This window comes from Peribacillus simplex (assembly GCF_001578185.1).
Lineage (GTDB): Bacteria > Bacillota > Bacilli > Bacillales > DSM-1321 > Peribacillus > Peribacillus simplex_A.
In genome coordinates this window covers 4,630,812-4,643,074 of sequence record NZ_CP011008.1, presented here as the reverse complement: position 1 = coordinate 4,643,074, position 12,263 = coordinate 4,630,812, and the positions used below count along the sequence as shown (strand labels likewise).

The 12,263-nt window shown below is 39.9% G+C and carries 12 protein-coding genes and 2 pseudogenes; 10 read left to right on the top strand and 4 right to left on the bottom strand.

The genetic code is table 11. The features are described from left to right. Window positions 1–65: 65 nt before the first annotated feature. The 10 genes and pseudogenes from UP17_RS21685 (at window position 66) to UP17_RS21635 (ending at window position 10,115) form a co-directional block, all read left to right on the top strand. Window positions 66–713 carry a pentapeptide repeat-containing protein gene (locus UP17_RS21685; RefSeq protein ID WP_061465229.1) on the top strand — a complete coding sequence of 216 codons (648 nt, stop codon included), beginning with the start codon at window positions 66–68 and terminating at the stop codon, window positions 711–713. Between the two features lie 286 nt (window positions 714–999). Continuing rightward, window positions 1,000–1,704: pseudogene (locus tag UP17_RS29805) on the top strand (alpha/beta fold hydrolase). 164 nt (window positions 1,705–1,868) lie between these two features. Continuing rightward, window positions 1,869–2,573 carry a glyoxalase/bleomycin resistance/dioxygenase family protein gene (locus tag UP17_RS21670; RefSeq protein ID WP_061465223.1) on the top strand — a complete coding sequence of 235 codons (705 nt, stop codon included), beginning with the start codon at window positions 1,869–1,871 and terminating at the stop codon, window positions 2,571–2,573. 1 nt (window position 2,574) lies between these two features. Further along, complete coding sequence (locus UP17_RS21665) at window positions 2,575–3,240, top strand: O-methyltransferase (protein ID WP_061465221.1); 666 nt, start codon at window positions 2,575–2,577, stop codon at window positions 3,238–3,240. A 74-nt stretch (window positions 3,241–3,314) separates the two neighbouring features. Then, the gene (gene plsY / locus UP17_RS21660; RefSeq protein WP_061465219.1) at window positions 3,315–3,899 is read left to right on the top strand and encodes a glycerol-3-phosphate 1-O-acyltransferase PlsY; all 585 of its coding nucleotides are present in this window, start codon (window positions 3,315–3,317) and stop codon (window positions 3,897–3,899) included. A 101-nt stretch (window positions 3,900–4,000) separates the two neighbouring features. Then, window positions 4,001–5,281 (top strand): family 8 glycosyl hydrolase, encoded by a 1,281-nt coding sequence (locus UP17_RS21655; RefSeq protein WP_061465217.1) that lies wholly within the window; start codon window positions 4,001–4,003, stop codon window positions 5,279–5,281. Window positions 5,282–5,328: 47 nt separating this feature from the next. Further along, window positions 5,329–5,727, top strand: a complete 399-nt coding sequence (locus tag UP17_RS21650; protein ID WP_061465215.1) for a VOC family protein — start codon at window positions 5,329–5,331, stop codon at window positions 5,725–5,727. A gap of 526 nt (window positions 5,728–6,253) precedes the next feature. Further along, window positions 6,254–6,580: pseudogene (locus UP17_RS21645) on the top strand (thioredoxin family protein); the annotation flags it as partial. A gap of 176 nt (window positions 6,581–6,756) precedes the next feature. Beyond that, window positions 6,757–7,263 carry an RrF2 family transcriptional regulator gene (locus UP17_RS21640; protein ID WP_061465212.1) on the top strand — a complete coding sequence of 169 codons (507 nt, stop codon included), beginning with the start codon at window positions 6,757–6,759 and terminating at the stop codon, window positions 7,261–7,263. A gap of 2 nt (window positions 7,264–7,265) precedes the next feature. Beyond that, window positions 7,266–10,115, top strand: a complete 2,850-nt coding sequence (locus UP17_RS21635) for a YhgE/Pip domain-containing protein (RefSeq protein ID WP_250211858.1) — start codon at window positions 7,266–7,268, stop codon at window positions 10,113–10,115. 45 nt (window positions 10,116–10,160) lie between these two features. Here the strand turns inward: UP17_RS21635 and UP17_RS21630 are convergent, their stop codons facing one another. The 4 genes from UP17_RS21630 to UP17_RS21615 form a co-directional block, all read right to left on the bottom strand. Then, window positions 10,161–10,532 (bottom strand): ArsR/SmtB family transcription factor, encoded by a 372-nt coding sequence (locus UP17_RS21630; RefSeq protein WP_061465208.1) that lies wholly within the window; start codon window positions 10,530–10,532, stop codon window positions 10,161–10,163. Next, window positions 10,533–10,961, bottom strand: a complete 429-nt coding sequence (locus UP17_RS21625) for an SRPBCC family protein (RefSeq protein WP_061465207.1) — start codon at window positions 10,959–10,961, stop codon at window positions 10,533–10,535. It lies immediately after the preceding gene. 148 nt (window positions 10,962–11,109) lie between these two features. Continuing rightward, entirely contained in the window at window positions 11,110–11,553 is a 444-nt protein-coding gene (locus UP17_RS21620; RefSeq protein WP_061465205.1) for a DUF6376 family protein, read from the bottom strand. A gap of 30 nt (window positions 11,554–11,583) precedes the next feature. Further along, the gene (locus tag UP17_RS21615) at window positions 11,584–12,189 is read right to left on the bottom strand and encodes a serine/threonine protein kinase (protein ID WP_061465203.1); all 606 of its coding nucleotides are present in this window, start codon (window positions 12,187–12,189) and stop codon (window positions 11,584–11,586) included. Window positions 12,190–12,263 lie beyond the last annotated feature (74 nt).

The following is a 12,263-nucleotide window of genomic DNA, read 5'->3' as shown; positions in this document are numbered from 1 at the left end:
TTACTTTTAGCCAATGCCCTCAATGGTCTTTAATGATTTTAAGAATAAAGTGAAAAGGTGATAATATGTCAGGCAAAATCAAAATTGAACAGCCGAAGATCCCCCATGACTTAACTCAAGCGAACTTTCAGGAAATATATTATAAAGATGAGCCATATCTGGATACCTGTATCATAAGCAATTGTACGATCGATAGAGAAAAGATGGACCAAATCGTATTATCACAGGTAGTTTTTAAACATGTGATATTCAGCGATGTATCATTCAGGAATATTGAGCTGACGGATGTCGTTTTTGACCATTGCGATTTGACGAATGCCGATTTCATGGGTGGCTCGATTCATCGGGTGGAATTCAAAGAGTCCAAACTATTAGGCATTAATCTTTCTGATGCCAGTTTAGGGAATGTCTCCTTTGAGAATTGCAATTGTAATTTAAGTGCTTTTGGTTATGCCGCATTAAAACAAGTGAAGTTCGATCATTGCTCATTGGAAAGTGCTGATTATTATGATTGTAAATTCAAGAAAGTGATGTTCGATACATGTAAATTAAATGAAGTGAACTTTTCCCGGACACCGCTAAAAGGAATTGATATTAGCAGTTCTACATTTCAAAGGCTTACCGTATCCCTGGAGGATTTAAATGGATGCGAAGTTTCCCCGGACCAAGCAATAGGCTTTGCAGCCATGCTTGGACTGAAAATTAAAGAGTGAAACTCTTTAAGATGAAAAGTGAGTATGATTTTAAGGAATGTAATCGCCTTATCGCATATTATTCTACAAAGCATGCATTGCCAGGAAGAGCGTAAGGAAAATGTACTGCTCTCTAAGCGGGGGACCACCAATTTGGTGGCCTTTTTTGAATGGAATTGTTTACGTCCAATTAATGGAACTTATTACATATTAAGAACGTATCAAGTTTAGCAGTACTAACCTTGAAAGTTTTATGAAGATAACACTTACCAATAAAATAACATTTACAAAAAGAGAGGTAAAACCTTTGGCTTTACATTATCAAGAATATGGTGATAAGGGTTCTATTTTTACATGTGGCGGAGTGAGTAGTTGGATATGGGAATACTTCACTCATTATCATTGCATAGTTCCAGACTTACCTGAACATGGACTAAGCAATTATGAAATGAATTTTTCTATAAAAGGTAGTGCAGAAGAAGGAATTAAATTAATCGAAGAAAAAGCAAGCGGAAAGAAAGTAATCCGTTAAGTATGAAACCAGATTTAATTGATTTTGCAATAGTAAATAGTGCTTTGGTCAGACCGATTTCATACGCTAAAAAATGGATTGAACCTTCTATTAGATTATCATTTCTATTAATAAAAATAGGTGGTTTTCCAAACTGCAGGCAAAAACATTAAATGTAAGTGAAGACTGCTTTAGAAAATATTATGAAGAAAGTTGTCAAATGAAACCTGACATTCCTGTTAGAGTATTAGAAGAAAACATGTCGGTTGAAAAACCCAAAGATTTTAGAGAAGCAAATGGAACGATATTGGTTACTGTGGGTGAAAGAGAAAAAGCTGTTATGAAAAAATCTGCAAAAGATATTATCGAAACCAACTCAAAAAGTATAGGTGTGATTAACCTGAAATTAGGCATGGAGCTTCTTTGGCAATGCCTGAAGTCTTTAATCAAACATGGATACATGAAGGGAATTTACCAAAAGAATATAAAGTGATCAGTTGATATTTATTATTATTGATAGTGTGAGTCCTTTTGTTTTTAATTGAAAAATCAACAATATTATGTAACATAGCCATGTAAATGAAGAGTACAGAATATTTGCATAAATACTGTATTTGTTTACAATATTTGTTAGGTGGGTTGGGGATTTTAAGGGGGATTAGACTTTGATTATCAATAAGGTCACTTTGTACAGTCATGCATTGAATGATATGCGGAAATTTTATGTTAATGAGCTAGGATTCGAGTTACTATCGCATACAGATGATGGTTTTGAAATTAGGGCTGGGGACAGTGTACTTGAAATAAAAAAATACCATCTCCAAAAAAAGCCTTTTTATCATTTTGCCATGAACATACCGACCGATTTATTCACTTTGGCAAAAGCATGGGCGAATTCAAAGGTGGAATTGACAAGCGAAGATGATGAGGACGAAGTTTATTTCAGCTATTCAGATGCACATGCCTTTTATTTTTCAGACCCTTCAGGCAACATTGTTGAGTTCATATCCAGGTATTCCGTGTCACCCAAATCTGGGGCTGAGTCTTTCTCAGCTCAAAACGTCCTGTGTATTAGTGAAATGAACATTACGACGAATGAAGTCAGGGCTTTAGGGAATCAGTTGATCAGTTTCGGCATACCTGTAAGGAGTGGTGAACCGATAAGAGAAGATGGATTGAATTTCATGGGGGAGCATGAAGCAGGAGCATTTTTACTTTTAGGTCCAAGGAAACGGCGCTGGTTCTTTTCGGATAGAGAGTCGGAAATCTTTCCGCTTTCGTTAGTCATTGATCAGCAAATAGATATATCATTGGATGGCGAAGGATTGATGGAATTGAAAAAGATGAAACTGACCAAGGGGGAAGATTGAGATGTCTGGAATTTGGAATGATGTAGATTTATATTTTAGTAATAAACTTCATACGGAAGATCCGATCATGAATTCGATATTGAAAGCGAATGCAGAAGCAGGGCTGCCTGCCATTGATGTATCTCCAAACCAAGGGAAATTCCTTCATTTACTAGCAAAAATCAGTGGAGCGAAAAACATATTGGAAATAGGGACGCTTGGGGGTTATAGCAGTGTTTGGCTCGCGCGTGCATTGCCGGAAGATGGGCGGTTGATAACGCTTGAATACGAGGCTAAGCATGCAAAAGTGGCTGAAGCCAATATCAAAAATGCGGGATTGGCCGATAAAATCCATATAATGGTCGGGGCGGCGCTCAAAACCTTGCCAACCCTTCAAGAAAAAGGATTATCGGGCTTCGACCTAATTTTTATTGATGCTGATAAACCTAATAATCCCGAGTATCTTAACTGGGCATTGAAACTTTCACGGCCTGGGACCGTCATCGTGGTCGATAATGTCATCCGCGATGGAAAAGTGATCGATCAGGATAGCAAAGACCCGAGTGTGATGGGTGTACGGACATTCATAGATAGGCTATCCGAAGAACCGCGAATCGATTCGACCGTCTTGCAAACTGTTGGTATGAAAGGATATGATGGTTTTGTTATCGGGATTGTAAAAGAGTGAAGCTTCAAAAGGCGTTATAAAAGAATCGTAGGATCCTTGAGATATAATCAATGATTCCAAGAAGAAGGTAATTTATGCTGAACATGATCATTCTCCTATCAAGTTACTTAATAGGTTCCATCCCATTTGCTCTGGTTATCGGCAAATTGTTCTATAGTACCGATATTCGTGGATATGGGAGTGGGAATCTTGGCGCAACCAATAGTTTTAGGGTATTGGGCAAAAGAGCGGGGACGGTAGTAGCCATTGCTGATTTAATGAAAGGTTCCATCGCCTGCTTTCTCCCTATGATGCTGCATTCAAACGTTTCCCCAATACTATGCGGCTTACTTGCCATAATTGGGCATGCCTTTCCTGTTTTTGCGGGATTTAAAGGGGGCAAGGCCGTGGCAACATCAGCGGGAGTGCTTTTATTTTTAGCTCCATTAGGTACATTCAGTGCTTGCATCGTTTTTTTCATTAGTTTGCTGACTTCAAAATATGTATCTCTCAGTTCGATTTTGGGGAGCATTTCCATATTGATTTACAGCCTATTATTTGAAGGCAGGCTCATCACTGCACTCTCTTCATTCATTTGCTTATTCGTCATCATTTTACATAGGGAAAATATAAAGAGAATATGGAAGGGCACGGAAGCAAAAGTGGGCAGGATCTTTTAATGGAACCTCGCTATTGAATCAGTCGCAGCAGGAAAAGAAGTACATAAAAATGTTAATGTTTCACGCTCAAATTCATATCATCATAATTCAAGGAGCCAACCATGAAAAAAAGAGCAAGTTTATTAATAGCTATGGGCGTGATCGTTTTTGGAATCATCGCCTGGATTGCATTAGAATCTCAAACCACAAAGAAAGAACTGGAAAGTAAAAGGCCCTTTCCACAGCATACAGTCTATCAATCAGGAACGATAAAACCTGACAATCTATCACAAGAAGAGCTGGATGATGATGTAGCGGATTTTTACAAAGTCTGGAAAGATGAATATCTTAGGCAGCCTGCTGATAAAAAGGATGAATATTATATTTTTTACAATGATAAAGGATATGCAGAACCAAAGAACGCAGTGACCGTTTCTGAAGCGCACGGTTATGGGATGATGATAACGGCAATCATGGCAGGCAGCAAGGACAGGCAGTACTTCGATGGGCTTTATCGTTTTTATAAAGCGCATAAAAGTGATAATGATTCTTCATTAATGGCGTGGCAGCAAGTAAAGGATAAATCGGGCAAAATCATAAATACGCCAGGTGATGCCGATTCAGCAACAGATGGCGATATGGATATCGCTTATTCGTTATTATTGGCCGATCGCCAATGGGGAAGTGAAGGGGAAATCAACTATCTTGCCAGAGCAAAGGACATCATGGATGCAATCATGTCGAATGAGATAAATCGGTCGCAGTCCCTGATTAAACTAGGGGACTGGGCGGAAGATGAAGATGATGTATACGGACAATCGACTCGTTCATCGGACTTTCTTCTCAATCATTTGAAGTCCTTTGAGGCGGCAACTGGGAATCATGAATGGAAAAGTGTAACGGATAAGGCTTATGAGATCATTCATTCCATTTATAAAGAAAAAAGCGGCAATACAGGCCTCATGCCGGACTTCATTGTACAATCCAAGGGAGGATACCAGCCGGCACAAGCTGACTTTTTAGAAGGGGAGAATGACGGCAATTATAGCTGGAACAGCAGCAGGACCCCTTGGCGCTATACGCTCGATTACTTACTTACTGGTGATGAAAGAGCGCTGCCGCAATTAAAGAAGATGAATAATTGGATTAAGGAGGAAACGGATGGGAACCCTGAAAATATCCAATCCGGCTATACTCTAAACGGAAAAGTCTTAGAAGAAGGAAATAGTACAACCTTTGTTGCTCCATTCATGGTCAGTGCCATGGTTGATTCCTCCAATCAGCAATGGATCAACCGATTATGGAAAAGGACGATACAGGAACAAGAAGATGATGACTATTTTGCCAATACGATAAAATTACAAACAATGATTGTTGTTTCAGGTAACTGGTGGGCGCCATAAACCCGATATCGAGAATAATTAAGGTTGAAAAAGGAGTTTGATGATGAATGAAAAAGGTCACACCTTTCTTGATGTTCCAAGGAAATAATGCAGAAGAAGCCATGAATTATTACACATCTTTAATTGAAGGATCGAAAATAACCAGCATGATTCGGTATGGAGCGAATGAAGCAGGTGCAGAGGGAAGTATCATGCAAGCTGCCTTTACCTTGAAGGATCAGGAGTTTATGTGCATCGATAGCAATATTAAGCATCAATTTACGTTTACACCTTCGTTTTCAATATTACTTACATGTGATACGGAAGAGGAAATTGACAGGATTTTTGCGAGTTTAACTGATGGCGGAGAAGTGCTGATGCCATTAGGCGATTATTCCTTCAGTAAGAAGTTCGGATGGGTATCCGATAAGTTCGGTGTTTCCTGGCAACTTACTCTCCCAATATGAATGAAGTGAAAAGGCCGCTGGATAGTGGCTTTTTTCAGTTTGTTGACCAAAGGGGGTTCGGAAAAGTACGGTGAAGGTCGAAAAAAGTGCTCCGGCTTAAACAACTGGATCGTATTTAAAGAAAGGCTGTTTTCACATACTATGTTGCTATTTACCAGGTAGTGAGTTGTGGTTGATTTCCCCTCCAGATGCTCGCTTTCCTTGGTGCGGGCGGTGAGCCTCCTCGGCGTAAACGCCTGTGGGGTCTCACCTGTCCCGCTGCTCCCGCAGGAGTCTCGCACTTCCGCTCCAATCAACCTTAAATAGTTTCGTTTTAAAAACAACAATCTTTACGAAAAGAGCCTAAAGAAAAAACTATGGGCAAACTGGCTTTTCTTAAAATTTGTTTACAAAAGGGGGTTCGGATGTGTCTCACCCCAAACCAGATCGAGGATAAACCGTTTGTACTGTGAAGGAATTAATTATATATTAATCCTTGAGTACATTTATTCATGGATGAAAGTATGATGATGATAAGAAAAGTTCGGAGGGGACAATCATGAAAAATATAAATACTGAACAAGAATACCGTGAACAAATTAAACAAGAGGGACTGACAGTCGGGATTTTTACGACTACATGGTGTCCAGACTGCAAACGTTTAGACATGTTCATTGATGAGATCACCCAAGAACATCAAGACAAACAGTGGTTTACAATCGATCGTGACGAGTATCCAGAGATTTCAGAAGAGCAGACCGTGATGGGAATTCCATCTTTATTGGTTTTTAAAAATGGAGAAAAGATTGCACATTTGCACAGTGCGAATGCTAAAACCCCAGAGGCAGTCAATGAATTTCTAAATGATCTATAAAAGTTGTTGTAAAGGTGAACCCCTTATTATGCTGTAATAAGGGGTTCACCTTTTTTTTAGGAATTTTTTTCTAAAAATAACTTGATTTATTAGATGAAACAGGGTTTAATTATAGATACCGAATATCCATTATGGATATGAAACATCTACTTAAATATTTGAAGAGGTGAACTGAATTGCAATTAACTAAAGGGGTCGAGCAAGCGATATGCATCATTGTTATACTCTCAACCCAGGATAAAAATGTACCGCTTTCGTCTAATGAGATCAGCAGGCGGTTAGAGGTTTCTCCTTCTTATTTGAAAAAAATCATAAGGAAATTGGTCTGTAAGGGGATAATCACTTCCGTTCCTGGTAATAATGGCGGCCTTTCTCTTGCCAAAAGTGCAGATAAGATTAAAAACCTTGAAATTATTGAAGCGATGGAAGGCCCTATTTCGATGTTTCCAGATACAGGACTTATAGAAAAAGCGTTTAAAGATGGAGAGTATGCAGAAAAGGGCATGGACGTTCTTCGGCGAATGTTTTCTCAGGCGGATGAACTTTTAATGGAGTTCTTTTCCAGCCAAACAGTGGCAGATTTGCTTAAAGAAAGCTTTGGCAACACGGACATACCGACTCTTAATTGGAGTTCGGAGTCATTGAGTGAATTAATGCGTGAAAAGAAGGGTGAAAAAGAGTGAACATGCTTAAACAAGAATGGAAGCTTTTACTTACAAATCCAAAACTGATCGGTGTCGCAATCGTTTTACTGTTCGTTCCGATTATTTATGGGGGGTTATTCCTTAGTTCTGCTTGGAATCCATACGGGAATACGGGTAAATTGCCTGTTGCAGTCGTGAATAATGATGTGAAGGCGGAGTATGAGGGTAAAACCTTAACTGTCGGTAATGAGCTAATCGAGCAATTAAAGGACAATGATGATTTAGAATGGCATTTCGTAACGGAAAAAGCGGCGAAAAAAGGATTCGAAGATGGTACATATTATATGGTTGTTACCATTCCAGAGGACTTTTCAAAAAACGCTTCAACCGTCCTGGATGATAAGCCTAAGAAAATGAATTTAACATATGATGTGAATCCTGGACGCAGTTTCGTTTCGGAAACGGTCGGAAAACAGGCAGCGAATAACTTGAAAACGGAAATTGCTGAAAGTGTCACAAAAGAATATGCGGAAGCGATCTTCTCACAGCTGGATGAAATCGGAGATGGATTCGGTGATGCAGCAGATGGGGCATCAAAACTGGATGAAGGTGCTGAAAAACTGCATGATGGAAACAAAGAAGTGACAGAGAATCTGAATAAATTAGCTTCCAGTACATTAACTTTTAAAGAGGGGGCGAATAAACTTCAAATTGGTGTTGGCGAGTTTTTGGAAGGAGCTAATAAACTTGAAAGTGGCGCTTCGGAATTAAATAAGGGAATATCAAAATACACTTCTGGTGTCGGTCAGTTGCAAAAGGGTGCGAACGAACTCGCATCAGGTACAGGGGAATTAACTAATAATAGTAAAGCACTTATACAAGGTTCTTCCCAACTTTCCACTGGGCTGGCCAAAGTGGTTCCAGGAGCCCAAACTTTAAATACTGGATTAGCACAAGCGCAAACAGGCAGTGCGAATTTGAATGATGGGTTGAATCAATTATCGCAAAATGCAAGGCAGCTGACGGACCAATCTACAGGAATCCCAAAAATGGCAGCAGGTCAGCAGAGTTTAAATGAGGGAATCATTAAACTGGCTGAAGGAAGCGGGGCGTTAAATGCCGGCCTGAAAAAGATGGATGGCCAATTGCCCGCAGAAGAACAGCTGAGTCAGCTTAAGCAAGGACTGTCAAGCATTCAAAGCGGTGTGAATCAATTGCAAAAAGCGGTCCCAGCAGGAAGCAGCACGTCCGGTACCGTATCTGGCATTACTGAAGATCTCAATAAAAGCCAAGAAGCTTTAACGGAACTTCAATCAACGATTGCGAATAATGGACAAAGCACAATCAATACCGTTCAAAACACTGAAGCATACAAAAGTATGACCAGTGAACAACAATCCGAATTAATTGGAGCCATTCAAAATGAACTTCAAATACAAGCGGGAGCACAAAAACAAATTGCATCGAATCTTGCTGCAAGTGTATCCGACTTATCAGCGCAATTAACGAATAAAGTAATGCCAGTATTGAATGGATTAGGCCAACTTCCAGAACAGGTGGCCAATTTAAATAATGCGGTTAATAAAGTTAATCCAAACGCCATTTCAGCTTTAAATGGGTATACGGCAATAAGGAACTCATTGGAAGAACAATTGATTCCTGGTGCAACCCAATTAAATACCGGCATGAATGAAGCCGTTAAAGGCAGCAATCAATTAACGGCGGCAACCGATAGTTTAAATGAACGGACACCAGAACTAGTGAATGGGATCAATCAGTTAGCACAAGGCGGTTCTTCGTTAAATAATGGTTTATCAAAACTAACTGAGGGATCTGGTCAACTGGTTGATGGAGTTTCACAACTTCAGGCAGGGTCATCCTCCTTTGGCAATGGTCTTGAGAAGTATGCGTTTGGTGTTAGCCAAGTTGGCGAAGGGGCAAATAAACTTGCTAATGGGGCGAATGAACTGAATGCAAACTCAGGTTCCTTGAAAGATGGTTCGTCAGCACTTGTTAAAGGCACTGAACAATTGGCAAGCAATTTACCAACTTTAAGCAATGGAGTCATCCAACTTGCTGATGGAGCAGGTAAAATCAATAAAGGTTCATCAGCACTTGCTGAAGGTTCAAATAAATTGGGCGATGGAATCTCCTCTCTAAAAGATGGAACAGGCGAACTTTCGGAAAAACTGAGTGATGGTGCAGAAGAAATAAATGAAAATGAAACAACAGATGATAATTACAGCATGATTGCTGAACCGGCACAGGTTAAAGAACAAAAAAGCAGTAACGTGCCTAATTATGGTCATGCCCTGGCTCCTTATGTATTGTCTCTTGGGTTATTTGTAGGAGCTATTGCCTTCAACATGGGATTCCCGACAGGCAAGGCATCTACAAGACCTACATCTGGAGTGGCTTGGTGGTTCAGTAAATTCACGGTCCTATTTATCCAAGCAACGCTTTCAGCATTAGTGTTGGATGCGATCATGATTTGGGGAATGGACTTACAGGTCGAGAACATGGGGCAATTCATAGGGGTTTCCATTTTGACTTCACTTACCTTCATGTTCATCGTTACCTTCCTGACCGTAGGATTTGGAAATCCAGGTCGTTTAATAGCGATGATATTCCTTGTACTACAGCTAGGTGCAAGCGGAGGAATGTTCCCTGTGGAACTGACCAATAACTTCTTCAGTCATGTTCACCCGTTCATACCAATGACATACTCTGTCATGGGCTTCCGTCAGGCGATGAGTACTAGCCTTGGAGTGGATGCATTGACAACGAGTATCGTGTTCCTTACTGGATGCATCATTGTCTTCAATCTACTACTATTGCTAACGATGGTCATCCGAAAGCGCAAAGAACACAATGTGGAGATGGATGCATAAACTAATGAAAAAACCCCCGGTGCAATGCGCCGGGGGTTTTCTTCATTATGAGGGTTCATCCGTGTCCTTTTCTTTATCGATGACTTTCAATCCATTTTCCCCTGAATTTTCAATCACATGTTTAAGGATGGATAATTTGTTATCCCAGAATTGATCGTAAAAGGAAAGCCACTGTTTCAATTCCGCTAAAGGTTCTGGCTGAAGTCGAAAGCGTTTCTCTCTGCCTACCTTCCGGCCACTGACCAATTCAGCTTCAGAAAGGATATGAAGATGCTTGGCAATCGCTGTCCGGCTCATGGAAAAGTGAGAAGTGATTTCTGAAATGGGTAAATCCCCTTCAGCAAGCAATTGCAGGACCTTACGGCGGGTTGGGTCGGCGATAGCCTGAAATACATCATGCTTTTCTGCTGCAGACACTTAGCCCTCAACAACCTTTTTAAGTTTTGCATGAACGAGCTGTTCCCAGCCATGATCCATTCTATCGCGAATCACTGAGCTCTTTTCATTCGGTTTCGGAAGAATCGTTTCAGGCTCTTTCCAACCACCATGAATAAGGGTGAACTCCGTTTTGCCATCCAGTTCTTTTAAAATGAAGGAAATGAACCAACCGTCCGTATCCCAACTGAATGAAAGACGATTAGGAGCATCTAACTCCGTTACCTTACAAGGAGATGGACCAAAAGGTGATTGCACATGGAACTCATGTCCCACTTTCGGTTGAAAATCATTTGGCATGAACCATGAAGCTATACCCTCTGCAGTCGAAACTGTATCCCAAACTTTTTGGATAGGTGCTTCAAGAATAACTGTCTTCTTGATATCCTGTAGTGTATGTTGATTTTCCATATGATTCTCCTTTGTCATTGAAAATTATGAAACCAATTGGTTTCGCTTTATTGATTATATAAAACCTTTTGGTTGCATGTCAATGATTTGTTTCGAGCCATTCTCCTTATTCCTGAAATCAGGAATAAGGATTAAGGAAGCAGACTGCTTAATTAACCAATTCTTCAATTTGTTTTGCCAGCTCTGTTAAATTATCGATTGATTTCATTACCTCTGAATCTTCCAATGCCTTAGGGTCAATTTGGCCACTTTCAATATTATTCAAGTATAATTCAATTCCATCTGAAAGCTGTTGATTTGAGCTGACGATTTTCTCATGGATGCCTTCAGCGATTTGGGGTGGTTCAGTTGCATTGAAGTCTTCGATCTCCGTTTTCATCAATTGCAATTCTTTTTCAAGATTTCTCCTTGCTTCGGCATTCGTGACGGCATCTTGTGCCAATGCGGGCACCTCATTGGCAAAATCCTTAACGGTATTAATATATCCCGTCGCATTATCCGCATACTCCAATGATGAATTGACTTCTCCCAAAAGTGAACAGCCGCTTAATATAAGGAAGGACAGAAAAACAATGGTCATTCTTTTTTTCATATATGCCTCCATTTGTTTTTATGGTGATGATCAGATGGGCAAGAATCTCTTTTTATAAATCGCTGCAATGGAATTAAGTATGAAGCCAGGGATTTTCTTCGGAAAAAATGACTTCGAATATAAAAGGTGAAAAGCACTTTTCAGGTCATGCCACTGATTACATGATTTCACTTGTTTAAACCTTGCAACGTCAATGATCTTCACCTTCATTTCGGAAGTGATGAAGATGTTTCGTAAATGGATATCCGAAGGATTCAATCCCTCTTTCCTTGCTAATTGTAAGGCATGGTCAATCTCCTCGATGTTTTTTTCCGTTATCGGGATTCCTAATGTTAAACATTCAAAAAGAGTGTTGCCTTCGATGTGATCTATAACCAGGTAATTTACCCCCGCATCATATAGTGTTGGATAGTAATCGATGGCTTGAACGGTTTTGTATATTTCAGCTTCAACTTTTGCTGTGTGAGTATGGTCCGGGAAAAACACTTTTAGGGCTTTATTGGTGGAATGGATTCGGAATACATAAGCGCTTCGGCCTTTTCCGATAAGTGATAAAGATTGGTCGGCATCAAGCAATATATGCTTTTTATCATCGGAAATCTTAACGCTTTGAGCTAATTCATAATAGTTCTGCATACTTTTCACCTCTATTGTGAATTTTTTTCGAATCAAAAAAAGACGGTATAACCGATTGTTGGTTATACCGTCTT